Annotated in this window: 24 protein-coding genes and 1 other annotated feature; of the genes, 9 read left to right on the forward strand and 15 right to left on the reverse strand. The window is 62.1% G+C overall.

All coding sequences use genetic code 11. The features are described from left to right. Positions 1-62: 62 nt before the first annotated feature. The 3 genes from AAFP32_RS12165 to AAFP32_RS12175 are packed head-to-tail and all read right to left on the reverse strand — an operon-like array spanning position 63 to position 1,023. Positions 63-257 carry a hypothetical protein gene (locus tag AAFP32_RS12165; RefSeq protein ID WP_350269328.1) on the reverse strand — a complete coding sequence of 65 codons (195 nt, stop codon included), beginning with the start codon at positions 255-257 and terminating at the stop codon, positions 63-65. Position 258: 1 nt separating this feature from the next. Beyond that, entirely contained in the window at positions 259-612 is a 354-nt protein-coding gene (locus tag AAFP32_RS12170; protein WP_350269329.1) for a hypothetical protein, read from the reverse strand. A 3-nt stretch (positions 613-615) separates the two neighbouring features. After that, on the reverse strand, positions 616-1,023 hold the full coding sequence (locus AAFP32_RS12175) for a hypothetical protein (RefSeq protein ID WP_350269330.1): 408 nt from the start codon (positions 1,021-1,023) through the stop codon (positions 616-618). Positions 1,024-1,089: 66 nt separating this feature from the next. On the opposite strand from AAFP32_RS12175, the gene AAFP32_RS12180 reads away from it, so the two are divergent. The 4 genes from AAFP32_RS12180 to AAFP32_RS12195 all read left to right on the forward strand — a co-directional run bounded on the left by AAFP32_RS12180 (position 1,090) and on the right by AAFP32_RS12195 (position 4,345). Beyond that, the gene (locus tag AAFP32_RS12180; RefSeq protein WP_350269331.1) at positions 1,090-1,401 is read left to right on the forward strand and encodes a transposase; all 312 of its coding nucleotides are present in this window, start codon (positions 1,090-1,092) and stop codon (positions 1,399-1,401) included. Continuing rightward, positions 1,362-1,490: a sequence feature (AL1L pseudoknot), on the forward strand. (Overlaps the previous gene by 40 nt.) Continuing rightward, positions 1,452-2,321 carry an IS3 family transposase gene (locus AAFP32_RS12185; RefSeq protein WP_350269332.1) on the forward strand — a complete coding sequence of 290 codons (870 nt, stop codon included), beginning with the start codon at positions 1,452-1,454 and terminating at the stop codon, positions 2,319-2,321. Its footprint overlaps the feature before it by 39 nt. 249 nt (positions 2,322-2,570) lie before the next feature. Continuing rightward, positions 2,571-3,314, forward strand: coding sequence for a nucleotide-binding protein (locus AAFP32_RS12190; protein WP_350269333.1), 744 nt, complete (start codon positions 2,571-2,573; stop codon positions 3,312-3,314). 308 nt (positions 3,315-3,622) lie between these two features. After that, the gene (locus tag AAFP32_RS12195; protein ID WP_350269334.1) at positions 3,623-4,345 is read left to right on the forward strand and encodes a hypothetical protein; all 723 of its coding nucleotides are present in this window, start codon (positions 3,623-3,625) and stop codon (positions 4,343-4,345) included. 28 nt (positions 4,346-4,373) lie between these two features. On the opposite strand, the gene AAFP32_RS12200 is transcribed toward AAFP32_RS12195, so the two are convergent. The 4 genes from AAFP32_RS12200 to AAFP32_RS12215 form a co-directional block, all read right to left on the reverse strand. Then, the gene (locus AAFP32_RS12200) at positions 4,374-4,973 is read right to left on the reverse strand and encodes a hypothetical protein (protein WP_350269335.1); all 600 of its coding nucleotides are present in this window, start codon (positions 4,971-4,973) and stop codon (positions 4,374-4,376) included. 40 nt (positions 4,974-5,013) lie between these two features. Beyond that, the gene (locus AAFP32_RS12205) at positions 5,014-5,301 is read right to left on the reverse strand and encodes a hypothetical protein (protein ID WP_350269336.1); all 288 of its coding nucleotides are present in this window, start codon (positions 5,299-5,301) and stop codon (positions 5,014-5,016) included. 202 nt (positions 5,302-5,503) lie between these two features. Beyond that, positions 5,504-5,917, reverse strand: coding sequence for a hypothetical protein (locus AAFP32_RS12210; protein WP_350269337.1), 414 nt, complete (start codon positions 5,915-5,917; stop codon positions 5,504-5,506). Continuing rightward, the gene (locus AAFP32_RS12215) at positions 5,914-6,291 is read right to left on the reverse strand and encodes a hypothetical protein (protein ID WP_350269338.1); all 378 of its coding nucleotides are present in this window, start codon (positions 6,289-6,291) and stop codon (positions 5,914-5,916) included. Before AAFP32_RS12215 ends, AAFP32_RS12210 begins: the two co-directional genes overlap by 4 nt. 419 nt (positions 6,292-6,710) lie before the next feature. On the opposite strand from AAFP32_RS12215, the gene AAFP32_RS12220 reads away from it, so the two are divergent. Further along, positions 6,711-9,770 (forward strand): FtsK/SpoIIIE domain-containing protein, encoded by a 3,060-nt coding sequence (locus AAFP32_RS12220; RefSeq protein ID WP_350269339.1) that lies wholly within the window; start codon positions 6,711-6,713, stop codon positions 9,768-9,770. Here the strand turns inward: AAFP32_RS12220 and AAFP32_RS12225 are convergent. After that, positions 9,742-10,743, reverse strand: coding sequence for a GNAT family N-acetyltransferase (locus tag AAFP32_RS12225; RefSeq protein ID WP_350269340.1), 1,002 nt, complete (start codon positions 10,741-10,743; stop codon positions 9,742-9,744). The two genes, AAFP32_RS12220 and AAFP32_RS12225, sit on opposite strands and share 29 nt — an antisense overlap. Before the next feature lie 46 nt (positions 10,744-10,789). On the opposite strand from AAFP32_RS12225, the gene AAFP32_RS12230 reads away from it, so the two are divergent. Next, positions 10,790-11,599 carry a purine-nucleoside phosphorylase gene (locus AAFP32_RS12230; RefSeq protein WP_101620833.1) on the forward strand — a complete coding sequence of 270 codons (810 nt, stop codon included), beginning with the start codon at positions 10,790-10,792 and terminating at the stop codon, positions 11,597-11,599. 144 nt (positions 11,600-11,743) lie between these two features. Further along, positions 11,744-13,576 (forward strand): phospho-sugar mutase, encoded by a 1,833-nt coding sequence (locus AAFP32_RS12235; protein WP_350269341.1) that lies wholly within the window; start codon positions 11,744-11,746, stop codon positions 13,574-13,576. A gap of 93 nt (positions 13,577-13,669) precedes the next feature. Here AAFP32_RS12235 and deoC read toward each other — a convergent pair whose 3' ends face one another. From deoC to AAFP32_RS12270, 7 genes are all read right to left on the reverse strand, one after another. Next, positions 13,670-14,323 carry a deoxyribose-phosphate aldolase gene (gene deoC / locus AAFP32_RS12240; RefSeq protein ID WP_101620829.1) on the reverse strand — a complete coding sequence of 218 codons (654 nt, stop codon included), beginning with the start codon at positions 14,321-14,323 and terminating at the stop codon, positions 13,670-13,672. 70 nt (positions 14,324-14,393) lie between these two features. Continuing rightward, entirely contained in the window at positions 14,394-15,683 is a 1,290-nt protein-coding gene (locus AAFP32_RS12245; protein ID WP_350269342.1) for a thymidine phosphorylase, read from the reverse strand. A gap of 100 nt (positions 15,684-15,783) precedes the next feature. Further along, positions 15,784-16,227: a cytidine deaminase gene (locus tag AAFP32_RS12250; RefSeq protein ID WP_420883397.1), complete on the reverse strand. Its 444-nt coding sequence runs from the start codon at positions 16,225-16,227 to the stop codon at positions 15,784-15,786. Positions 16,228-16,306: 79 nt separating this feature from the next. Beyond that, the gene (locus tag AAFP32_RS12255) at positions 16,307-17,605 is read right to left on the reverse strand and encodes an ABC transporter permease (RefSeq protein WP_350269343.1); all 1,299 of its coding nucleotides are present in this window, start codon (positions 17,603-17,605) and stop codon (positions 16,307-16,309) included. 1 nt (position 17,606) lies between these two features. Continuing rightward, entirely contained in the window at positions 17,607-18,839 is a 1,233-nt protein-coding gene (locus AAFP32_RS12260; RefSeq protein WP_350269344.1) for an ABC transporter permease, read from the reverse strand. Next, positions 18,836-20,437 carry an ABC transporter ATP-binding protein gene (locus AAFP32_RS12265; protein ID WP_350269345.1) on the reverse strand — a complete coding sequence of 534 codons (1,602 nt, stop codon included), beginning with the start codon at positions 20,435-20,437 and terminating at the stop codon, positions 18,836-18,838. Before AAFP32_RS12265 ends, AAFP32_RS12260 begins: the two co-directional genes overlap by 4 nt. Positions 20,438-20,511: 74 nt before the next feature. Then, positions 20,512-21,582 carry a BMP family ABC transporter substrate-binding protein gene (locus AAFP32_RS12270; protein ID WP_350269346.1) on the reverse strand — a complete coding sequence of 357 codons (1,071 nt, stop codon included), beginning with the start codon at positions 21,580-21,582 and terminating at the stop codon, positions 20,512-20,514. A gap of 328 nt (positions 21,583-21,910) precedes the next feature. On the opposite strand from AAFP32_RS12270, the gene AAFP32_RS12275 reads away from it, so the two are divergent. Together AAFP32_RS12275 and AAFP32_RS12280 are read left to right on the forward strand one after the other, a co-directional pair. Next, the gene (locus AAFP32_RS12275) at positions 21,911-23,740 is read left to right on the forward strand and encodes an ABC-F family ATP-binding cassette domain-containing protein (RefSeq protein ID WP_350269347.1); all 1,830 of its coding nucleotides are present in this window, start codon (positions 21,911-21,913) and stop codon (positions 23,738-23,740) included. Between the two features lie 22 nt (positions 23,741-23,762). After that, a complete protein-coding gene (locus AAFP32_RS12280) occupies positions 23,763-24,107 on the forward strand; it encodes a TraR/DksA family transcriptional regulator (RefSeq protein ID WP_350269348.1) in 345 nt (114 codons plus the stop codon). The last annotated feature ends 80 nt before the right edge of the window (positions 24,108-24,187 follow it).

Raw genomic sequence — 24,187 nt, forward strand, 5'->3', positions numbered from 1 at the left:
CTGCCAAGAGCGCAGAATGGCCCCCACCGCTCGAAAGCAGTGGGGGCCGGGTGGTGACCAGACTAGACGTCGAGCGCACCTCTGACAGCGGCGTCCTTCGCCTCGAGGAGTTTCCTCAACGCAGTGGATTTCTCTGCCCCGTCAGGCAAAGAGCTGTCCAGTTCGACGGCAAGCTCGTAGAACATCGACGAGGTGTCGCGGAGTGGTCCGTCTCTGAGATGGGCAAATTCGAAGTAGCGCATGATCGGTGCGCTCATGTCAGTGCCTCGGTTCGTAGTCGTCGGCAGGTGGAGTCAGGTCGAGCTCAGCTTCGGCGAGGTCTTCGTCCTCATAGTATCCGCCTTCGTCGAGGGGAACATCATCGGTGTCGTCGACGTCGACCTCTTCTGCATCATCAGAGTCGGCGGACCGGGACACGATGGTGTTCGCAGCCGCGGTGAGGCCGAACGCGCCACCGATGTAGAGAACGACGTTGGTGGTCACGGCGTGCCATTCCGGGATGTTGTCTGGCCCGTAGGCTGTGGCGATCGCGCCGAGGGCTACTCCGACGAGCGCGTATACAACGTAAGTGGGTTTGCGCCAGGCGGCGGGAATGATGTCGTTGAGGGACATGGTTCAGCCTTTCAGTGTGCGGGTGGTGACGGACGTGATTTTTGCGGTCTTCGAGTTCGTCCACACTTGGATGCGGAGGCGTTCTGAACGGCCCTTGGTGCCCTGGCTGCGCTTGCCGATCTGTGAGGCAACGACGTATGTGCCGCCGGTGGTGCCAACGAATTCCTGTTTGGAGTAGTAGCCGGCTGCCTTTGTCTTCGTGCCCTTCTCGTATGAGGCGATGAAGTAACGCAGCTGCATGGTCTCGTTTGGTTTGAGGCCGGTAACCGTCAGTGAAACCTCGGACAGGAACGTGGATCCGTCGAAAGTGAGAATCGACGTGGCACCTTTGCCCACCAAGAGGGTCTTCCATTTGTGCTTGATGAGTTTCTGCACTGCCTTGTAGGGCTTGGAGTAGATGTATTTGGACATGCCGAGGATTCCTGGATCGCTCCGGGGATAATAGAGGCAGGGAGATTGGAAGAAGGAGATTCTCTCATGCCAGTGAAATACACCGATGAGCTCAAAGCTCGTGCCGTCGAGCTCGTCATGCATGCCCAGGCCGATCCTGAGACCGCGAGCAGGGCAATCACCCGCGTCGCGAACGAACTCGGCCTGAGCAAGGAGACCCTGCGAGTCTGGGTGCGCAAGCACAAGGACTCCGGCAGAGCCACGCCGACGGAGTCGGTCGACCTTGAGGCCGAAAACCGTCGACTGCGCGCCGAGTTGACCGAAGCGAAACGGGCAAACGAGATGCTTCGCCGGGCGTCGGCTTTCTTCGCGGCGGAGCTCGACCGCCCATCCAAGTAATCGTCGACTTCATCGACAACAACCGCGACGAGTTCGGAGTCGAGCCAATCGTGCGCGCCCTTTCAGGGACTGCTGCACGGATTGCTGTGAGCTCGTACTACGCCTTCAAGAAGCGTGAACCCTCGGCACGTGCCCTTCGTGATCGGGAACTCATGACCCTCATTGGGAACGTGTACGAGGCGAACTATTCCTGTTATGGGGTGCGGAAAATGTGGAAGGCGATCAACCGCGAGTATGCGGACCGGTTCGGGAATATCGCTCGGTGCACGATCGAGCGGTTGATGCACCAGCTGGGCATCGATGGTGTCCGGCGGAGGCGGAAGCGTCCGAAGACAGCCTCGGCCAGGGCCGAGGAGTGCCCGGAGGATCTCGTCGAACGCGAGTTCACAGCTGAGGGTCCGAACTGTCTCTGGGTCGCCGACATCACCTATATTCCAACCCAGGCTGGGTGGGTATACACAACGTTCATTCTCGACGTCTTCCACCGCGAGATCGTGGGCTGGCAGGTGACGAACCATATGCGTGAGTCTCTGGCCAGGGACGCGTTGACGATGGCTCTAGCCGCGAAGTTCAGGGCCGGCGAAGACGTGTCCGGGCTCGTGCACCACTCGGATCGCGGAGTCCAATTCAGGTCGATTCGCTACGGTGAGACCCTGGCTGACTCCGAGGTCGTGGCATCGGTGGGCTCTCGTGGGGATTCATACGATAATGCCATGGCTGAAGCACTGAATTCAGTCTACAAAGCGGAACTGATCGACCGTCGCGAATGGTCGGGGTTGATCGAGGTGATGGCAGCGACATCGAAATGGACCGGGTGGTACAACCGGCAACGACTGCATTCGGCGATCGGATATCGACCTCCGTTCGAGGTCCAAGCTGAGTGGACCAACCAGGGTGCGACCGCGAGCGTAGCTGCATAGAAAACCAGGAAAAACAGCCTCTATGAAACCCGGTGCTTGACAGGTGCTGGTGTCACTGGTGGCGTGGAGGGTGATGGTGTGGAGGGTGCCTCGGGCGCAGCGGCCGAGGTGGGCAAGCGTCGGGAGGATGATTGTCTTCCCGAGGGCGTCTGCACTGAGGTTGCGAACTATCATGCACGGAGCATGCGACCGGACACGGGAAAGTTAGAAGGTCCGACACGCGAGAGAAGTCAACTACTCTTGGTAGACATGGGAGAAATGGACGATAAGCCTTATCTATTCATCGGATCGACTAAAGAAGGACTCGACATTGCAGCTGCCCTTCAGCTCGAGGCAGAACGATTCTGTTTGGTCGAACGTTGGGACCAAAGGACATTCAGCGCTTCTGGGATTACTCTCCAATCACTGATCGACAAAGCTGAATCCTCTGATTTCGCGGTGCTGGTCGCCACCCCAGACGACGTAACTTCCAGTCGAGGCGTCGAAGGTGCTTCGGTCCGCGACAACATTATCTTCGAGTTCGGTCTATTCACTGGAGCATTGGGGTTGGATCGTACGTACCTTCTTGCACCGGGAACCCCTAAGCTGCCATCAGATTTGCAGGGGCTGACCAGGTTGTCTTATGCACCGCGGTCAGACGGCAATGAGCGTGCCGCTGTTACTGGGGCGGCTCTCGATATCAAGGAGCGAGTGGATGCGATGGGCAAACGCGAGTCAGGCATTCGACGGGTTGCTCGTGACAGCTCATCGGCCGCCCTGCAGGCAGAAAAGAGTCTGCTCATACGGAGCGCCCTGAGCCAAGGATGGAGCGTTAAGTCCGATAGCGACACAACTCTGCGCCTAGTCTCACCACACAAATCGACTCACACCATGAAGAAAGGGTCAGCAGGCAAGACGAGGACGAAGCTTCGAAAATTCGCGAGTGAGCTTAAGGCACATGGACTTCGCCTTGACAGCGTCTTGACTGCTCCGGAGTCTGAATCACCGTTCTAGGTTTCGCTTCATCCTCGCACCTACCGTGCGGCAGGTGCGAGGATGAAGCGGTGCTTAAACCGGGCATCTCCCAGAGCGCCTTGTCGGGCCGCTGCACCTCGGTCTCGCCCCTGGGCTTCTGGACCTCGGAGCAATGCTACTCTGCCTAGCCTCCTGGGCAGGCAACCATCCACCTGTAACTCGACTTGTCTAGGATAGCTCGAAGCCTTACCCGCCCGGTTCAAAATCAATTGACGAGTCTTCAGTTGTTGCTGATTTGTGATCAACTAGACGCCGTCTCCAGGACCTTGGGTGGGTAGCATTTCTAAATGACAGCTGAATGGTCACCAGACGACATCCGACGCTTCCAAAAAATGGCTCGAGATATTTCGACATCATATTCCGCTGAGACAATCGCAGAGATGAGGAAAATCGCGTCGAAGATGGTGGCGCCTTCTGCGGCTGAACTCGCCCGGAGCGCGAAGGCGTTCACTGCTTCGACGGAGCTACAGGAGACCGCAGCTCGTGCGGTTAGGCTAGCAATAGACCAGCTTCCTAGAATAAGAGTTCACGTGCCGGACGTTCCGGCCTTGGACGATCTATCCAAACACTATGCACAGCTGATAAAAGACAATACGTCGCTGGGCATGCGATTTGATCTCTCAGCCATCCGAAACATTATGGCGGGTATTCAGTCCGGGCCGTTGGACGAAGATAGCGACTTCCCGCTCGACGACAAGAGCGAAGCTCTCATTGAACATTTCGTAGATGATGAGCTCGCGCATCTACCACAGAGCTCGCTCAGCTCACTAACAGAGTCGCAACGAAGGAACCTTCGACGAACGCTCCGCACTCTTATTTTTATCCTCCTTACAACTACTACCTACATTGGGACAGGTTCGCTAGATAGCGATCTCGCTGAGTTTTACAAATGGGTGGCCGCGGTTTTGGAAGCGTGGGGAGTATATTCCTTCAAGGATTGGGCAGACAAGGTTGTAGATTGGGCTGACGACGACGATCATGAAGAGCCTGGGGATACCTCCAGCGACTAGTCCATCCGGCGCCAAAAGAGCACAGCTGTCACGTGGTGTACTTCGATTTCGCGGCTCGCTTCTTCGGCTTCGCATCTCCATAGTAGGCCTCAGTAACTATTGCCTGTAGCCGCTCAAGCTGTTTCCGCGCCTGCTTGCCGATGTGCACAGCTTCCGAGTATTTAGGATTAGCTCCACGGACGCCGAGCAGTTCGTGCAAACCTACGCTGGATGCTTCAGTCATTGCCTTGATGGTGAGCCCGGCGTTTTCCCTAACGCTCTCCTGCGGATTGGTGAAAGCCACATGCACCAGGGCAGCTTCTGCCTCTCGAATTTCTTCGTTCAGTGCGAGAATATGCGCTTCGATCGGGTCCAAGTTGATCGCTGATCCTTCTCTGAGCTTCACGTCAAGAGCTCCGATTTGATCAACCGTTACAGCGAGGTGGCCAAGAGTTTTTCGCGTGTTCGACATTGCTTCCGCCACGCGGTTGAGTTCTTCCCTTCGAAAGTCGTCCTTCTTCATCGTTCTGGCGTTGCGATTCGACGAGGCGATCGCGAGATACGACGCTAGTCCGACTAGAATTGATCCACCGATCCCGATAATTAAGTCAATGATGGTAGCACCTTGTGCAGCTTCGATGACGATCATGGAACTGATTGTTCCATTGGATCATGGAGTTCCACTACGCTCATGCTTCCTCCTCGATCCGGTCGGCGTACTCGTTGAGCACATGCTCGACATCGTGCTCGACCAGCTCATGCTCAGTGAACCGCTCGCCTTCTCGCGCCCGATTGACGTGGCCGCGCATCTTGCTTGCCGCTTCCCTCAGCGCATCAGCCTTGACCTTGGCGATGAAACGGTCGAACCGCTCTGGTGCTTGCCACATGTGCCCGCCCCACTGCCAGTACAGCGCAGCTTCCTCCACGGTTGGAGTGCTGGTGTCGATGTCGCGGTGCGCCTGCTCCCTCATGCTCATAGCTTCTTTCCACTCACGGGACTTTTAGAAGCCCGGACACGCGGTTAATGAGGTTCGGTTTCGTGGTCAACGCTTGGTGAGGTTGCGGCCCTGTGCGCCTCGCTGAGCCGTTTTCGTGTCACCCGTGACTCCATGTGTGGTTCGAGGATGATTGCGGCCCAGACAGCGGCAGGAACGAGTGCGACGGTGACGATGAGAGGAATCATGCTGCACCCCGGAGCGCGAGGATCCCGCGTCGGTATTCCGTCCACGGTGTGTCGCCGCGCAAGTAATCGTCGTACTGCTCGGGGGTCAGCGCACCGGATGCGATGGCCTGAGTGAGTTCCCGTGCGGTCGTGAGTTCGGTTGCCACGTCGGTCATGTCTGCGCGGTTCGGGTTGATCGGGCCGAGCTTCGCCAGCCGGGCTTTTCGGTCGGCCTTGATCGCGGAGCGCACATGCGATGGCATGAGCCAGTCGGGATTCTCCGCGTAGTGCTTTTTCACTGCCTGCTTCGCCTCGGCGAGGGTGAACGGCCCGAGTAGGTCATACCAAGCTGCAGTCGTCTCTTTGTTGAAATTCCGGTTGTCGTAGGCGCTGATGAGGGCGAGGAGTTCGCCGGCTTCGCTGAGTTTCACAACAGTTCTCCCTGGATGGTGTCGGCTTGTTCTTCTTCGATATGGCGGAGTTCTTCGATGACGGCTCGGTTCTGGTCCATGCGTTCATCGGCTCGGTTGCGAGGTTGGTCCCGCCCCGTTGGTCGTTCGGCTTCGGACTTGATGCGTGCGACGAGTTGTGGGAACTTTTCGCGCAGCTTCTTCGGGGACAGAATGTTGGCTTTCCAGAAGTTGTCCTGTTGGCACCAGCTGATGACGTAGCGGATCTGATCGAGCGTGTATCCGTCGCGGTCGATGAGTAGTCGGATCGAGTCGTGGTTGGTCTTAGTCCGGGTCGGGGTCTTGTTGCCGTTGGCTTCGATCCCGGCGTCGAGGAGGTCGAGGAGTTCATCCACATCTTGGCGAGGTTCGGGTGCGGGCTCATCGGGTCGGGAGTCGCTTGCGACTTGCGACGAAGAGGGTTTACTTACCTCTGTCTCTACCTCTGTCTCTACCTCTGTCTCTACCTCCATCTCTGCTACGTTTTTGCTTAGCAAATTGCTTGACTGTTTGCTTGAGCTTTTTGCTTGGCTCCCGCTTGGCATTTTGCTTCGCTTTCAGTCCACCTTTTCGCCCTGCATCAGCTCTGACCTGGCGTTTTGCTTCAATCTCCTGGGCGCGACTGGAGCTGGGGCCTGCCAGAGAGCAGACGTTCTCAACGGTGGGCACGACGATCTTCTCACCCAGCTCTCCGACCGGGACCCGTCCCAGTGAAGCCCGCTCGCGCCCTCACCTGCCTCAAACGTCCACCAGCCCCGGGCGAGAATCCACACATGTGGCGCCTGCACCCATCGACGATCCTCGCCCGGCGAAACCTCCCCAATGGTGGGCGTTCCTCATCCCCATCGCCATCGGAGGAGTACTCGCAGTCGTCACTGGGATGTGGTGGTTCCTCCTCTTCAGCGTGTCCGCGCCCATCTCCGGATATGTCTCCCATGTCATGGAGAAGCGTCGGTACGCACGCGATTGCGCCCAATGCGTCATCGACCGCCGGGCAGCGATTGAGACAGCGCGGCGACGGCTGGCCACTCTGGTCGCCGAGCACAGGCGCCGGCTGCAGATCGGTTCGGGTCTATGCCTGGGCTTCGGATCTGTTCGCAGCCCCATCACGATCGCCGATGAACTCTGCGAGGGCACCGATCACCTCGAGGGAACGGTCATCATCGACGATGTGCCGCTTCGCATCGACCCGAGCACAACCTCGGTGACGGTCACCGGCGACTACGAGCAGCTGCGCCGCATGGCCCTGTCCTGGCTGGCCGACCCCACCTACGACTGGCGTCCTTGTCCCGACCTGCTCCGGCTTCCGGAACTGCAGGGAAGGCGCTTCGACCACGAAGGCCCGACTGAGTCGATGATTGGGGTGAGCATGTCCGGCCAGAGTTCGGCGACGACGCTGCATGTGCACGCACCTGCACCCACCACATCGATCTCGCTGTCATTGGGCGCTCTGGCCCAGGCGCGCACCGTCGACTCATCGGCAGCCGACGACCCGGCGCCGGGCAGAACCTTCGTAGCCGCTCTGATGCCGCCTGGCCGGTTCCTCACTCTCGAACACCGCCAGGAGGGCAGAACAGGAGGCGAGCATCTGCCGAACCACGGTCTGGGCGACCTCTATGATGACGCGCCACAGGCCATTGGCAACCGCTGGGCGCGACATGCTTCCGGGCCGGTGACGATTGGGCGCGGAAAAGACGGGGACATCGCCCTCGACCTCTTCAACGACGGCCCCCACGCCCTCGTGGCGGGAACGACCGGCAGCGGGAAATCCATTCTGCTCCAGACCTGGCTGCTCGCACTGGCCCTGGAACACCCACCTCGGCGGTTGGCATTCGTCCTCATCGACTTCAAAGGCGGGGCGACATTTGCCTCACTGGAGGATCTGCCGCACACGGACAGCGTCCTTGATGATTTCGATTCGGCCGGCGCCTTCCGCGCATTGGTCTCCATCCGTGCCGAGATCACCCGACGCGAACGGCTCCTGGCCGACCACGGATGCTCCGATGTCCTCGAACTCGACGATCCCCCGCCGAGGCTGGTCGTCGTCATCGACGAATTCCACGCACTCATGGCCACCCATCCGAAGGCAGCTGATCTGCTGGAGCACCTGACAGCGCTGGGTCGATCCTTGGGCGTGCATCTGATACTCGCCACGCAGCGCCCGCTCGGCGTCGTCACCGGGCAGATTAAAGCCAACATCAATATCAGGGTGTGTCTGCGCGTGCGCGAGGAGGCCGACTCATTCGACGTCATCGGAGTCAACGATGCTGCACATCTGCCGCCCGACAGACCCGGTGCAGCCTGCCTCGATTCGGGTTCGTCGATGGTGGAGTTTCGGGTTGCAGCCCCAACCTCTGCTTCCGCCTCCACCGCGGTGCGCCATCGACCTCGTCTGCGACCATGGGAACCCGGTCGTGGTCTTCCCACCCAACACAGTGTCAACGGCATCCGTGTCGGCAATCTCCAGCAAGCAGATTCTGAGACCTGCGACCGGTCTCAGCGCTCGCCTCATCCACGTCGTCGGGTGGTTCTCCCGCCCCTTCCCGACGTCGAGAAGATCCCCGCGCAACTGTCATCGCGAACCGGCGACGGTGTCCCCACAGTCACTGGGCTTGTCGACATTCCCAGTCATCAGAGGCAGAGCGAATGGACGTACTCCCCGGACGTTGATGGCTCGACCATCGTCGTCGGGACCGATCCGATTGTCGTCTCGTCAGTGTTGAGGCGAATGGCGGCCAGTGCCACTTCGACTCACCGGGTCGTGGCTCTGGGGCGCATCGCAGAGTCCTTGGAGTGGGCCGAGGTCACGTGCGGAATGGACACCGGGTGGCGATTCCACACGATTCTCGACCATCTGCATCGAGGACCTGCCGCAGGAAACCAGCCGGCCACGATCGTCGTGTGCAGCAATTGGAACGAGTTCATCGACTCCATGGACCACCAAATGGCCGCTGAGGCGGAGCGGCTGCTCAAGCACGGGTCCGGATTGGGGCTGACGTTTCTGCTGGCCGGGTGCCGAGCAGCCACGAGCACAAGCGCCAATTTCACATCACAGGTGATATTCCCGCCTGGCGCGGGAGGTGATGGGCTCAGCGTCGGACTGTCCAGGCAGCGGTTCGTCGGGGTGTGGCCGGAGTACAGAGCAGTGCTCGTCGGCCCCAGTGCGCAGGAGGCCGGTGGTGACGGTGCCGATGTGCAGTTGGTGCCGCACCGACAGAGCTGCGCTGGTGAGGCCGGCGGCGATGACAGGCAGGGCGGCTTCGAACCACGGTGGCGTGGACTTAAGGCTGTGCCGGGGCACGCCCAGTCGGATCCGACGAGCACGTCGATCCCGCTCGGAATCGACCCCTTCGGCGAACTCGTCGTCTGGGATCCGGCCCGTGACGGACAGGTTCTCAGTGTCCGTGGATCACCGCAGAGTGGGAAGAGTCAGACCGCAACCATGCTGCAGGAGACGTCCTCAGCAGCAGCAATGAATACCATCCACGGCCTCGCGATCGACGACGATGCACATCTGGACACGAACCCGGATGCCTTCGATCTCCTCGATGGCGGACTGCATGTGGTGACGATGCCGGTGCGGTTCACTCCCGGCTACGGCTCCCCTTTGGCCAAGGCACAGGGCCTGGGCCCGATGCTGATCATCGGCGCCCACAGTCGGCAGGATCTCAGCAATCTGGGTCTGCTCAGACTGCCACCACTCGATGGGGATCCGGGGACCGCATGGTTCGTCACCGAGCAGAGAACTCAGGCAGTGAGGCTCTTCTCACCGCAACGCTCCGCTCTCCTCAGCAGCGGTCCGAGGTTCAGTGCGTCTGGGCAGGCGGTCCCGTGAGCGTTTCATAACGGTAGAGTTCGCTCGCCTGGCCCGCTTCCACGAGCCGGTCGGCCAGTGCCGAAACAACTGGCATGCCGCTCGTGACCTCAAGCACCACGTCGGCATCGACGGAGAGCCGGGCGAGGAGGAGTTCGGCATCGGCGATCGCTGCTGTGAACAGCTCGCTCGTGGTGTCGGCGGCCTCGTCACGGGTTTCGAACATCGACCCGATGATGAGTTCGGTGGGTGCTTCCTCGTCATCACCTGGGGCGGGCATCGCATCCGTGATATCGACGCCCGTCTGCTCGGCCTCCCGCGCGTAGGAGACGGCGAAGGCGCTCAGTCCGGCATCGGCGGCGGCACCGGCTTCACCGTTGAGCAGCGCGGCACCATGGGCGCCGGCGGCTTCGGAGAGAAACGCGTTGTTGACCTGACCGATCGTCAGCGGTCCCACCGCGTCGTCCTTGTTCACGGCCGTGTACCAGGCCAGGAACGCCTTCGTCAGCTTCACCGATCCGGTCGCCACGATCTCAAGGTCCTCGGCTCGTCCGCCACCGCTGGGTGGCAACGCACCGGCTGCGACCTTGATCACCCTGGTCGTCGTCAGCGGTGCGAACCCGAGCGCCTGCGCGAAGCCGGCGCCCGGGCTGCCGGCCTGCACACGTGTGCGCAGGTCAAGTCCTTCCAGGGTGGTTCCGACGGTCTCAGCGCACACGGCTTCGAAGAGTTCCCGTCCCTGACCATGTCCTTGTTCCTCGCTCGCAACTTCGACGTGGACCCACGCCCGGTAGGGGTGGAGTGGGGACTGCGCGATCGCGGCGGCACCGACAGGAACCCCAGGGACCACCTCGGCGATGACGGATCGCAGCAGGGGCGAGTCCGAGGACGGACGGAAAAGTGACCTGGCCATGTGGGCGGCCGGCGTATCGGCGTCGGCGAACACCTCGTTCAACCGCAGGTCGTCACCATCGGTCAGGTCTCTGATCGGCATTGTGTGCGCTCCTTGAACGGGTCGAGAACTTGATAATCTTGGCGTCATGACTGACTTAAGCGATCCTACCGCCGCCGCCCGCGCCGCGGCCACGACCATCAACTCCAAAGCCGGCATCGAATCCCATGACATTGCTCTCGTCCTCGGCTCGGGCTGGGGTGGAGCAGCGGAGCTCCTCGGCGAGACGATCAGCGAAATCTCCGCCGCCGAGGTTCCCGGGTTCCATGCTCCCGCCGTCGAAGGCCATGGCGCCACCCTGCGCACGATCCGGATCGAGGCCAACGGCAAGCACGCCCTCGTCCTGGGATCTCGCACCCACTACTACGAGGGCAAGGGAGTGCGCGCCGTGGCCCACGGGGTCCGCACCGCCGCTGCCGCCGGATGTGAGAGCCTCGTGCTCACCAACGGCTGCGGAGGACTCAACCGCAATTGGGCCGCTGGCACCCCGGTCCTCATCTCCGACCACCTCAACCTCACCGGCACCTCCCCCATCGAGGGCGCGAACTTCGTTGACCTCACCGACCTCTATTCCCCCCGGATGCGGGCCATCGCCAAAGAGGTCGATCCGAGCCTCGACGAAGGCGTCTATGCCCAGTTCCGCGGACCTCACTATGAAACTCCAGCCGAGGTGCGCATGGCCGGGATCCTCGGCGCAGACCTCGTCGGAATGTCCACCTCTTTGGAGGCCATCGCCGCACGTCAGGCCGGTATGGAGCTGATGGGCATCTCCTTGGTGACGAACCTCGCCGCCGGCATCCAGGAGACCCCGCTTTCCCATGCCGAGGTCATCGAGGCCGGAGTCGCGGCAGCCCCGCGCATCTCCGGGCTGCTCGCCGACATCGTCGCCAAACTCTGACGAAGGCCTGCCACTCGGCAGTAGCCCGCGAGCACTCCCCTGGCCCGACAGCACTCCCCTGCACGACCAGCGTTCCTCTGACCTGAGCAGCATTATCTACCCCACGGGCGCTGCCCGTTCCGACCGCATTGGACAAGGACAGATATGACCGAAGTAGCCGATCGCTTCACCACCGGATTCGACGCCGACATCGTCGAGGCGTGGATCGCCGATGACCCCGATGAGCAGACCGCGACGACGCTGAGCAACATCCTCACCTCGGCGAAGGCCGGAGATGAGGCGGCGCTGGCCGACCTCGAGGATCGTTTCGCTGGCCCCCTGGCCTTCGGCACCGCGGGCCTGCGCGGAGAGATCGCGGCGGGACCCAACCGGATGAACCGTGCTGTCGTCATCCGCGCCGCGGCCGGGCTCTCCCGCTTCCTGTTGAACACGGTGGGTGAGGGTTTCACGGTCGTCATCGGCTGCGATGCCCGCTACAAGTCCTCAGACTTCGCGGCCGACACCGCTGCTGTCGTTACGGCCGCTGGCGGAACGGCCATCCAGCTGCCCGATCAGCTGCCGACCCCGCTGCTTGCGTTCGCGCTGTCACATCTGCAAGCCGATGCCGGAGTCATGGTCACCGCCAGCCACAACCCGCCCGCGGACAACGGATACAAGGTCTACCTCGGTCAGCGTCCGCTGCTCGCCATCGAATCCGACACCGGTGCTGCCGAGGCTGGTGCCGGTGCTCAGATCGTCAGCCCAGCCGATGCACTCATTGCCGAGCAGATCGGCGAGGTCGAGTCCGTGGCCTCCGTGCCTCGTGCCGAATCCGGCTGGGAGCATCTCGATGAGACGATCGTTGAAACCTACCTGGCTCGCATCGATGCCCTCGGTGTGCGCTCGAGTGCCGATCTGACCATCGTGCACACCTCCCTGCACGGTGTCGGAGCTTCCGTCGCCGAGGCTGCCCTGGCCCGCACCGGGTTCACGAATGTGCATCCGGTTCCCTCCCAGCAGGCACCGGATCCGGATTTCCCGACGGTGGCATTCCCCAATCCCGAAGAGGCTGGTGCCCTGGACGAGTCATACGCCCTGGCCAAAGAAGTCGGTGCGGAGTTGATCATCGCCAACGACCCGGACGCCGACAGGTTCTCCGCGGCCATCCCGGATGCCTCGCTGGCTGCCGGTTACCGGCAGCTGTCCGGTGACGAGGTGGGTCTCCTCCTCGGTGAGGATATCGCGACCCGTCTGGCCGAGGGCACCCATCACTCGAAGCGCGAAGACACCGCGTCACCGGTGTTCGCAAATTCGATCGTCTCCTCCCGGGGGCTGGTTGCCGCCGCTGCAAGCCACGGATTCACCGCGACCAACACACTCACGGGTTTCAAGTGGATCTCCCGTGTCCCCGACCTGATCTTCGGCTACGAGGAGGCTCTGGGCTACTGCGTCGATCCGAGCGCAGTTCGGGACAAGGACGGAATCTCCACTGCCGTGACCTTCGCAGCCCTGGCCTCACGGCTCAAGGAATCGGGTTCGAGCATCGATGCCGAACTCGACCGGATCCGCAACCGCGATGGATACTTCGCAACAGCTCCGCTGAGCTTCCGCCTCGACGACGTCACCCGCATCGCTGCAGCCATGTCGAAGCTGCGGGAGAACCCGCCGGTGACGCTGGCCGGGTCTCCTGTCACCGAGGTTCACGATTTGTCGCAGGGCTATGAAGGTCTGCCTCCCACGGATGGCATTCTGCTGCTCTCCGAGGCGAACTCACGCGTGATCGTGCGCCCTTCGGGGACCGAGCCGAAGCTCAAGTGCTACCTCGAGGTCGTCGCCGATCCTGAGGGACTCGCCGCTGCTGCGGCCGCCGATCAACGGGCAGTGGCTGCCGCCGGGCTGAGGGTCTCGACCGCCTCGGCGAGTGCGGCCCTGAAGCCGGCACTCAATGAGCGCCTGAAGTCCATCAGCACCGAACTCAAGGCCTTCTTCGGGCTCTGAGATTCGGCGCCGGGAACCGGAGTCCATACAGTTGAAGTCAGGGTGAGCTGGTTGCAACCAGCTCACCCTGACTTCGACTGCAGAGAACTAGGCTCAGTCGGAGAGCCCTCCGAGGATCCCTGCGGATCCGGACAGCCCGAGACGTGAGGCTCCCGCGGCGATCATCTCCTCCGCAGCTTCCACAGTGCGGATTCCGCCGGAGGCCTTGACGCCGAGGCGATCGCCTACGGTTTCACGCATCAGTGAGACAGCGTGTGCACTGGCTCCGCCCGCGGGGTGGAAACCGGTGGAGGTCTTGACGAAGCCTGCTCCAGCGGCCTCGGCACGACGGCAGGCTTCGACGATCTGTTCGTCGTTGAGCGCTGCCGACTCGATGATGACCTTGACCAGGGCGGTGCCACTTGCCTCGACGACTCCGCGGATGTCGGCCTCCACGGCGTCGAAGTCACCGGCAATGGCCTGACCGATGTTGATGACCATGTCGACCTCATCGGCTCCGTCGGCAACTGCCTGCGCAGCCTCGGCGGCTTTGATCTCGGGCTTGACCTGACCGCTGGGGAAGCCGACGACCGTGGCAATGAGAAGCTCGGCGGTATCGGCAATGGGAAGCATAGACGGCGAAACGCAGATCGCGAGCACGCCGAGGTCCTTAGCCTCCGTCACGAGAGCCTCAACAGAGGCCGGGGTAGCTTCGGGCTTGAGCAGTGTGTGGTCGATGAGTACGGCGACTTCGGCTCTGCTGGTCATGATTGTCCTCCAAGGTGGTTCGTGGTGCTTGCGTTCGTGGTGGGGTGATGCGCTGGGCATGACCTGAGGCTCAGGTGATCTTCTCGAGCACGATCGAGTCGGAGACCGCGCTGAGGTCGCCACCGATCTCGACGGCATCATCGAGGGATTCGACCGCGCGGGCGAAGCGTTCGGGAGTGGCCGTGTGCAGTGTCATCAGCGGCTGGCCCGCGGTCACCGTGTCGCCGGGTTTGGCATGAAGTTCGATTCCGGCCACGTCCTGGACCGGGTCCTCCTTACGTGCACGTCCGGCGCCCAGTCGCCAGGAGGCGACGCCGACGGACAGCGCGTCGAGGCGGCTGAGCACGCCGGACGTCGGGGCCGTGACGACCTCGGTGTGCTCGGCGACGGGCAGCGCGGCGTCGGGGTCACCGTTCTGGGCACGAATCATCTTCTTCCATACGTCCATGGCGCGGCCATCGCTGAGCGCAGCGCGCACATCGATGTCGGTCTTGCCGGCCAGACGCAGCATCTCCTCGGCCAGCGCGACAGTCAGCTCCACGACGTCGGAGGGACCGCCACCGGCCAGGACTTCCACGGATTCGCGAACTTCGAGGGCGTTGCCGACCGTCAGACCCAGCGGGGTGGACATGTCGGTGAGCAGAGCGGAGGTCTTGACCCCGGCGGTCTTGCCCAGATCGACCATGGTCCGCGCCAGCTTCTGGGCCTTGGCCAGGTCTTTCATGAAGGCCCCGGACCCGACCTTGACGTCGAGGACGAGGCCCTGAGTGCCCTCGGCGATCTTCTTCGACATGATCGATGAGGCGATGAGGGGAATGCAGTCGACCGTCGAGGTGGTGTCGCGCAGTGCGTAGAGCTTCTTGTCCGCCGGTGCCAGACCGGATCCGGCGGCGCAGATGACCGCACCGATGTCCTCGAGCTGGTTGAGAATTGCCTCGTTGCTCAGGCCTGCCTGCCACCCGGGAATGGATTCGAGTTTGTCCAGCGTCCCCCCGGTGTGGCCCAGGCCGCGACCCGAGAGCTGCGGGACGGCGACGTCGAAGACTGCGACGAGTGGTGCCAGAGGCAGGGTGATCTTGTCCCCGACTCCCCCGGTCGAATGCTTGTCCGAGGTCGGCCGTGACAGGGACGAGAAGTCCATCCGTTCGCCCGAGGCGATCATCGCCTGCGTCCAGTCCGCGATCTCGCCCGGTTCCATGTCGTTGATGAAGATGGCCATGGCCAGGGCTGCCATCTGCTCATCGGCGACGACACCGCGGGTGTAGGCATCGATCACCCAGCCGATCTGCTCTTTGCTCAGGGTGCGGCCATCGCGTTTGCTTGCGATGACGTCGACGGCATCGAATGCCTCTACTCTCACGGTGTCAGTCCTTCGTTCTCGGGGAGGTGACCGATCTGGTGGTCACAGGTGATCGCCGAGGTGGCGCTGGGATCGCGGTGCCACCTCGGCGATATCGGGTTCAGTGCTTGGCTGGGCCGGCGCCCTGCGCATCGGAGCTCAGATGATCTGGTCCAAAGGCTTCGGGCAGCACAACCGACATGGGTACCTTGCCGCTGGGCATGTTGAGCATGAGGTCGTTGCCGCCGTGTTCGAACAGGAGTTGGCGGCAGCGTCCGCACGGGACCAGGGTCTGCCCCGCACCATCGACGCAGTCGAAGGCCACGAGCCGGCCGCCGCCGGACATGAACAGGTCGGAGACGAGTGAGCATTCGGCACACAACGTCACCCCGAACGAGGCATTCTCGATATTGGCGCCGCTGACGATTCGACCGTCGTCGACGAGTGCGGCCGCGCCCACGGGATAGGACGAATACGGCACATAGGCATAGTGCATCGCTCTCCTCGCCTCATCGCGCAGAAACGACCAGGTGTCCTCGCTCAGGTCCTCGACCGAAACGAGCATCGGCTCTCCATCCCACACGTGTTCAGAGGCTTCGACATCTGCAGAAGTCATAGGGGATACCTCTCTCTTCAGGGTTGAACTATTTCACATACGGCACGCCTGCGGCCGCCGGTGGGCGGACCCGGCCGACGAAACCGGCGACGGCGAGGACCGTGACGATGTAGGGAAGCATGAGCAGCAGCTCGTTAGCCACCGGAGTTCCGATGGACTGCAGAGTGTTGCCCAAACTCTTGGAGAAGCCGAACAGCAGGGCAGCTAGCAGGGCGCCCTTCGGGTTCCATTTGCCCAGGATCATCGCCGCCAGGGCGATGTATCCCTGTCCGGCCGACATCTCCTTGCCGAATGCCAGGCCGGACCCGACGGTGAAGAAGGCACCGCCAAGGCCCGCGATGGCACCCGCCAAGAGGGTGTTGCGCACTCGGGTGAAGTTGACCTTGATGCCGACGGTGTCGGCTGCCTTCGGGTGTTCGCCCACTGCCCGCATCCGCAGGCCCCACTTCGACCGGAAGACGAAGACCTGGAGGACGATGACGACGACATACATGATGTAGACGAGGATGTTCTGGTCAAAGAGCACCCGTCCCAGGATGGGGATGTCCGAGAGCAGCGGAATCGGCAGATTCGGAAGCTTCTGCCTGGCGTTCCACAGCTCTGGGTTTGCGGTGAGCACAGTCGAGTAGAGGAAGCTCGTGACACCGACGACGAGGACGTTGAGAACCACGCCGATGATGATCTGGTTGACCCAGTACTTCACTGCGAAGAAGGTGAGCACCACAGCCACGAGCGCACCCGCGACAGGTGCGGCCAGGAGTCCCGCATATGGGTTCTTGGCCACAGAGGCGACGACCGCGGCGAGGAAGGCACCAGCCAGCAGCTGGCCCTCGATGGCGATGTTGATGATGCCGGAGCGTTCCCCGACGAGTCCGCACATGGCGCCGAAGATCAGCGGCACGGACAGTGCCAGGGCACCGGCCAGCAGCGTGGTCAGCGGGATCACTCCGCCGCTGCCGCCACCGGCCCAGGCGAGGAAGGAGACGACGAAGAGGATGCCGAAGACCATCGGGAACCATCCGGCAAGGGTGACCCGCTTCAACGCGAAGTAGATCGAGGCTGCGGCCATGACCACAAGGATGAGCGAGAGGACCAGTCCGGCCACGGTCGAGGACACAACGACATCGGGAATGGCGAAGAGGTCTCCGCTGGTCGCGATCCTGAAGGTCGTCTCACCGTCACGGCCGATGAGGCCGAAGAAGATGAGCGAGACGAGGGCCAGTATCGAGTAGGTGATCGGGAATTTCCATGCGATCGGGGTCAGCGCCTTGGACTGTGCCGAGGACTTCGCAGCCGGCGTCGCAGCGTTCGTGTTCTGAGCGCTCATGTCAGGCCTCCTTCCGCTTGAGCACCGGTGCGGGCAACCGGAAGATCGACCTCACAAGTGGCGGGGCCGCGATGAGCAGGACGATGACAGACTGGACGACGAGAACGATGTCGATGGGGGTCCCGGTCTGCGATTGCATGAGGTAGCCGCCGGCCTTGAACGCGCCGAACAGCAGACCCGCGAAGAACGTCCCCAAGGGTTTGGATCGTCCCAGCAGGGCAACGGTGATGGCGTCGAAGCCGATCGATCCGCTGATTCCGCCGGTGAGTTTGTATTCGGTGCCCAGCACCTGAGCTGCTCCTCCGAGTCCGGCGAGTGCTCCGGCGACGATCATGACGAGGATCGTCACCTTCGACACCGAGATGCCTGCGGTCCGGGCCGCGTGCGGGTTGGCACCGACTGCCTTGAACTCGAAGCCGATCGTCGAGCGTTCCAGCAGCCACCAGACGAAGATCGTTGCGAGGATGGCGATGATGAACCCGAAGTGCAGACGGAACGGTGCCGGCAGCAGCAGGAACATCTGCGAAGAATCGTCGAGCGTGCGTGACTGTGGGTTCGCCGAGTTGGTGTGTGTGAACCAGCTCTGCTTGAGCAGGTAGCCCAGCAGGTAGCCCGCGATGGAGTTGAGCATGATCGTCACGATCACCTCGTTGGCTCCGGTCCGCGCCTTGAGCACACCGGCGATGCCGGCCCAGACTGCGCCGCCGATGATGCCGCCGATCGCGGCGATGAGCATATGCACGACAGGCGGCAGATGGAGGGCATATCCGAGGTAGCCGGCGATGGTCGCGCCGAGGATGACCTGCCCCTGGCCGCCGATGTTGAACAGGCCCGAACGGAAGGCCATGGCGATGCCCAGCCCGGTGAGGATGAGCGGGGTGGCGCTGACCATGGATTCCGTCAGGGGACGGATCGCACGCTCTGTGGTGCGGGCGTTCCAATCGAAGACAGCTCCGCGGAACAGCGCCGAATACGCGTCGCCGACTGTGGAGAACAGGGTCGAGAAAAAGGCGCCTGGGGCAGCGAATAGGTTCTTCCCTGCCTCAATGACCTCGGAATTGGACACGGCGATGAGCACACCGCCGAGGAGGAGTGCGACCACGATCGACAGCGCCGAAACCAACCACGACCCGGACAGGATCTCCTGGAGCAGGTTCTGCTGTTTGCCCTCTCCCGGCTCAGCTGTCGATGGTGGAGCCGGCGATGGTGCTGCCGGGGACATGTCAGTTGTCATTTGGTCTCCTCCGCCGAGGTGGTGGCGCAGTTCTCGTCAGGTGCCGCGGTGGCGGCTGTGTCAGAGGCGGTGCTGCCGGATGTGGCCGCGAATGCCTCTTCGGCCGGCACTCCTGCCATCATCAGACCCAGCGCTTCGCGCGAGGTGTCGGCACCGACGACGCCGACGATGCGACCCGAGTACATAACGGCGATCCGATCGGCGATCCCGTAGACCTCGTCGAGTTCTGTCGAGACGATGAGGCATGGTGTGCCAGCATCACGTTCGGCGATGACGCGCTTGTGGACGAACTCGATCGAACCGACGTCGAGGCCGCGGGTGGGCTGGCTGGCGATGAAGAGGCGCAGGTCACGGCCGAGCTCACGGGAGAGGACGACCTTCTGCTGGTTTCCGCCGGAGAGTGTCGCGATCGGGTCGACGACGCTGCCGAGGCGGATGTCGAACTCTTCGACCTTCTTCTTCGCCTCCTCATTGATGACCGCGGACTTGAGGTTGAGGCCCTTCGCGTACGGAGCTCGGTCGTAGACGTCGAGGATCATGTTCTCGCGGATCGTGAACTCGGCGATGATGCCGTCGGTGGACCGGTCCTCGGGGACGAAGCCGATGCCCGATCCCAACCGGTCCTTGACGGATTGTCCGACGAGGTTCTTCCCGTCGAGCGTGATCGTGCCCAGCCGCGGTTCGGTCAGGCCGATAATGGTTTCAGCCAATTCCGTCTGACCATTGCCCTGCACGCCGGCGACCGCGAGGATCTCACCTCGGCGAACATCGAAGCTGACGTCGTCGACGACGATGTTCTCTGCCTTGTCGACGACGGTGAGGCCACGGACTTCGAAGGTGGCGTCTCCGGGGACGGCGACTTCCTTTTCCGTGGTCAGGGACACTGCACGACCGACCATCTGGCTGGCCAGCTCCGCCTCGGTGGACTCGGGGGAGGCCTCTCCGACGATCTTGCCGCGGCGGATGACGGTGATGGAGTCCGCGATTGCCCGCACCTCACGCAGCTTGTGGGTGATGAACACGATCGAGGTGCCCTGCTCCTTAAGCTGACGCATGATCGAGATGAGTTCATCGGTTTCCTGTGGCGTGAGCACCGCGGTGGGCTCATCGAGGATGAGGATCTTCGCATCCCGGGACAGAGCCTTGATGATCTCCACGCGCTGCTGGGCACCGACCGGCAGGTCCTCGATGAGGGCGTCAGGGTCGATGTTGAAGTTGAATCTCGACGAGATCTCCCTGACCTTCTTTCGCGCCTCCGCGAGGTCGATGAGTCCGAGGGACTTCGTCGGCTCATAGCCCAACGCGACCGATTCGGCGACGGTGAACACGGGCACAAGCATGAAGTGCTGGTGGACCATGCCGATGCCGGCGGCCACAGCGTCCCCCGGACCGGCAAAGGTCACAGGCGTGTCGTCGAGGAGGATCTCTCCCCCGTCGGCGTCGTAGAGTCCATAGAGGACGTTCATCATGGTGGATTTTCCGGCGCCGTTCTCACCCAACAGGGCATGGATCTCGCCCGGTTCGATGGTGAGATCGATGTGGTCGTTGGCCACGAACGATCCGAACACCTTAGTCATCCCGCGAAGCTCGAGTTTCACTGCTTCCGGTACTCCTCAAAAATTCGAAAACTGCAGGGCCGAAAGAACTCGGCCCTGCAGTTTAACCTATTCGCTTATTTGGGTGTGCTCTCGGAATCCACGGTCAGCGATCCGTCGATGATCTGCTTCTTGAGCTCTTCGACCTTCTTCTTCACGTCCTCGGGAACCTTGTCGTCGAAGTCGTGGTAGGGAGCAAGTCCGACGCCTTCGTTCTCGAGAGTGCCGACGTAGGGCTCGGAGGTGAACTTGTCTTCCTGGGCTTCGGCGACGGTGTCCTCGACGGCATTGGCGATCTGCTTGACCACCGAGGTGAGGATGATGTCACCGTATTCGGTGGACTCGTATCCGTCGGAGTCGACCCAGATGAGCTTGACGTCCTTGGCATCCTTCGCAGCAGCGGCTGCACCCAGTCCGACAGGACCGGCGACGGGCATGATGACGTCGGCGCCCTGCGAGATGAGCTGCTTGGTCAGTGCCTGACCCTGGCCCTGGTTCTCGAAGTCACCGGAGAACGATCCGTCCTGCTTCTCCTTGTTCCAGCCGAGGAGCTTGACGTCCTTCTTGTTCTCTTCGTTGAACTTCTTGACACCGTCGGCGAATCCGTCCATGAAGATGGTCACCGAGGGGATCTGGATGCCGCCGAAGGTGCCGACCTTGCCGGATTCGGACGATGCCGCTGCCACGTAGCCTGCCAGGTAGGCGGCTTCGGCGGTATTGAAGACGACGGGTTTCGCGTTGTCGAGGGTGACAGGCTTGCCGTCAGCGTCGGAGAAGGTGGAGTCGATGAGTGCGAAGTTGAGGTCCGTGTTGGCCTCAGCAGCCTCCTGGATCGCGTCCTCGAGCAGGAACCCGACACCGAATGTGAGGTTGCAGCCCTGCTGGATCATGTTGTCGACGTTGGGCTTGAAGTCCGCGTCGCCCTGCGACTCGGCCAGTGATTCCTCAATGCCGAGGTTGTCCACCGCAGCCTGCAGTCCCTCACGGCCCGACTGGTTGAACGATTGGTCGTCCCAGCCACCGGAGTCCGAGACCATGCAGCCGAGGAAATCTTCGGCCTTCGAATCGCCGCTGTCTCCTGAGCCACAGGCGGAGAGCACGAGGGCAGATGCGGCGGCAATCGACACCGCAGATACAAGCTTCTTCACTTTTACTCTTTTCTCAAGTTTCTCACGACCAACAATGGCGTCGATCGAGGCACGGAGTCCTCCGCCGAATTTGTGAAACCACTGGATGATCACTCATATTTCAATGAATTTCCCGTCAGTCTAATGCAACTCAGGCCCTAATCAGGGGCCAATAGCATCGGATTCCTCGACACCGATATGAAAACGCAACATAACTTCATGTTCACTCGGCTCCGCCCCTGCATTCGCCCCACCCCGGACACCGACTCTGGCTCTGGTCCCCGGACTACCCGCCGACTACCCGCGCATGCTGGTCCCAGACGGCTCGTGCTCTAGGCTAGAGGGCGTTATGGCACATCTTCTCGGGGCTGAAGCCCTGCACCTCGAATACCCCACCCGCATCGTCTTCGACTCCGTCACGCTCGGCGTCGACGCCGGGGACATGATCGGCATCGTCGGCCGCAACGGCGACGGCAAGTCGAGCCTGCTGGGCATGCTCGCCGGCACCATCGCGCCCGATTCCGGGCGAGTGACCTACCGCGGCGGAATGCGTCTGGGCATGCTCAGCCAGCGCGACACCATGGACTCCGAAGCGACCGTCGGCTATTCCGTTGTCGGGAACATGGACGACCACGAATGGGCCCGCGACGCCGCAGCACGCGACATCATCGCAGGCCTCATCGCCGACCTCGATTGGAATGCCACTATCGGCAGCCTCTCCGGCGGTCAGCGCCGACGTGTGGCTCTGGCGGCACTGCTCATCGAAGACTGGGACCTGCTCATTCTCGATGAGCCGACCAACCACCTCGACGTCGATGGCATCTCGTGGTTGGCCAAGCACGTCAAGAACCGATGGGCGAAGAACTCCGGAGCTCTGCTGCTGGTGACTCACGACCGGTGGTTCCTCGATGAGGTCTGCAACAAGACGTGGGAGGTCCACGACCAGATCGTCGAACCCTTCGAGGGCGGATACGCCGCCTATGTCCTCCAACGTGTCGAACGTGACCGGATCGCATCCGCGACTGAGCAGAAGCGCCAGAACCTCATGCGCAAGGAACTGGCATGGCTGCGCCGAGGTGCCCCTGCCCGCACCTCGAAACCGAAGTTCCGAATCGAAGCAGCAAACCAGCTCATCGCCGATGTCCCGGAGGTGCGCAACCCGATCGAACTGAAGAAGATGGCGACCGCCCGTTTGGGCAAGGACGTCGTCGACCTCCTCGATGTGTCCCTGAGCTTCGGAAACCAGCAGATCCTCGACAACGTCACCTGGCGCATCGGTCCTGGCGAACGCACCGGAATCCTGGGGCCCAACGGTGCTGGAAAGTCGACCCTGCTCAGTCTCATCTCGGGTGAGCTCGAACCGGATGAGGGCAGAGTCAAGCGCGGGAAGACCGTGAAGGTCGGAGTCCTCGACCAGCAGTTCAAGGAACTGGACGCAATCGCCGGGCAGAAGGTGCGTGAAGTTCTGTCGGAATCGAAGACGAGCTTCACCATCGAGGGCAAGGACTACACCCCGGCACAGCTCCTGGAACGCCTCGGCTTCGCCAAGGAGCACCTCTCAGCGCGTGTCAAAGAGCTCTCCGGAGGACAGAAGCGCCGGCTGCAGCTGCTGCTGCTGCTCATGTCCGAACCCAATGTCATCATCCTCGATGAGCCGACCAATGACGTCGACTCCGATATGTTGGCGGCGATGGAAGACCTCCTCGACTCCTGGCCGGCTACTCTGATCGTCGTCTCTCACGATAGGTACCTGCTCGAACGAGTCACCGATCAGCAGTACGCGATCCTCGATCATGGCCTGCGGCACGTGCCAGGAGGCGTCGACGAATACCTTCAGCTGCGCGCCGACAGCGCCAAATCCGGTGGATCGAAGGGAACCGTCTCCGGCAGAGGCGCAGCAAGCTCCAATCCTGGCGGTGCGAGTGCGTCCGCCGGCACAGGGGCGGACACGCTCTCCGGGGCCGAGGCCAGGGCGGCGAAGAAAGAGGTCTCCTCGATCGAACGCCGCATGGACAAGCTGAGTAAACGGATCGCGCGAGCCCACGATGAGATGGCCGACCATGACCAGACCGACTTCGAGGGACTGCAGAAACTCACCTCATCCCTGCAGGAGCTCAAGGGCGAAATGACCGAGCTGGAAGAGCGCTGGCTCGAAGCCAACGAGACCCTCGACGCCTGATGGAGAACGGGGACGAGGGGTGATGGTCGACTCGGATCGGATGCGGGAGCTCCTGCATGCCGAAGACTCCGAGACCAGACGGCTCATCGCCGCCCTATCCTCGGACATCAAGGATCTCTCGGCCGCACGCGAGGGTGACAACAGCGACGATGAGCATGACCCTGAAGGGGCGACCCTCGCCTTCGAACGGTCTCAGGCAGACACTCTGCTGCGCCAGTCCGAGGAGCGTCTGAGCGCCATCGCGCAGGCGTTGCAGAGACTTGATGACGGCTCCTTCGGAATCTGCACCAATTGCGGGAAACCCATTCCCGAGGTGCGGCTGGAGATCCGCCCCTACGCCCCGACCTGCGTCGCCTGCGCGAGCTGAGAGTACGGCGGCTTCCACGCTGATTGGCACCTGACCTCTGCCTTGGAGCAGTGTGAAATCTTTATGTTTCGCAGGCCCAG

This window comes from Brevibacterium sp. CBA3109 (assembly GCF_040256645.1).
GTDB lineage: Bacteria > Actinomycetota > Actinomycetes > Actinomycetales > Brevibacteriaceae > Brevibacterium > Brevibacterium koreense.

Bases quoted from the DNA above. Each gene is read 5' to 3' on its own strand.
- AAFP32_RS12170 (WP_350269329.1), bottom strand. From the start codon at position 612: ATGTCCCTCAACGACATCATTCCCGCCGCCTGGCGCAAACCCACTTAC.
- AAFP32_RS12275 (WP_350269347.1), top strand. From the start codon at position 21,911: ATGGCACATCTTCTCGGGGCTGAAGCCCTGCACCTCGAATACCCCACC.
- AAFP32_RS12230 (WP_101620833.1), top strand. From the start codon at position 10,790: ATGACTGACTTAAGCGATCCTACCGCCGCCGCCCGCGCCGCGGCCACG.
- AAFP32_RS12280 (WP_350269348.1), top strand. From the start codon at position 23,763: ATGGTCGACTCGGATCGGATGCGGGAGCTCCTGCATGCCGAAGACTCC.
- AAFP32_RS12205 (WP_350269336.1), bottom strand. From the start codon at position 5,301: ATGAGCATGAGGGAGCAGGCGCACCGCGACATCGACACCAGCACTCCA.
- AAFP32_RS12195 (WP_350269334.1), top strand. From the start codon at position 3,623: ATGACAGCTGAATGGTCACCAGACGACATCCGACGCTTCCAAAAAATG.
- AAFP32_RS12180 (WP_350269331.1), top strand. From the start codon at position 1,090: ATGCCAGTGAAATACACCGATGAGCTCAAAGCTCGTGCCGTCGAGCTC.
- AAFP32_RS12165 (WP_350269328.1), bottom strand. From the start codon at position 257: ATGAGCGCACCGATCATGCGCTACTTCGAATTTGCCCATCTCAGAGAC.
- deoC (WP_101620829.1), bottom strand. From the start codon at position 14,323: ATGACCAGCAGAGCCGAAGTCGCCGTACTCATCGACCACACACTGCTC.
- AAFP32_RS12235 (WP_350269341.1), top strand. From the start codon at position 11,744: ATGACCGAAGTAGCCGATCGCTTCACCACCGGATTCGACGCCGACATC.
- AAFP32_RS12250 (WP_420883397.1), bottom strand. From the start codon at position 16,227: ATGCTCGTTTCGGTCGAGGACCTGAGCGAGGACACCTGGTCGTTTCTG.
- AAFP32_RS12225 (WP_350269340.1), bottom strand. From the start codon at position 10,743: ATGCCGATCAGAGACCTGACCGATGGTGACGACCTGCGGTTGAACGAG.
- AAFP32_RS12175 (WP_350269330.1), bottom strand. From the start codon at position 1,023: ATGTCCAAATACATCTACTCCAAGCCCTACAAGGCAGTGCAGAAACTC.
- AAFP32_RS12190 (WP_350269333.1), top strand. From the start codon at position 2,571: ATGGGAGAAATGGACGATAAGCCTTATCTATTCATCGGATCGACTAAA.
- AAFP32_RS12255 (WP_350269343.1), bottom strand. From the start codon at position 17,605: ATGAGCGCTCAGAACACGAACGCTGCGACGCCGGCTGCGAAGTCCTCG.
- AAFP32_RS12260 (WP_350269344.1), bottom strand. From the start codon at position 18,839: ATGACAACTGACATGTCCCCGGCAGCACCATCGCCGGCTCCACCATCG.
- AAFP32_RS12200 (WP_350269335.1), bottom strand. From the start codon at position 4,973: ATGATCGTCATCGAAGCTGCACAAGGTGCTACCATCATTGACTTAATT.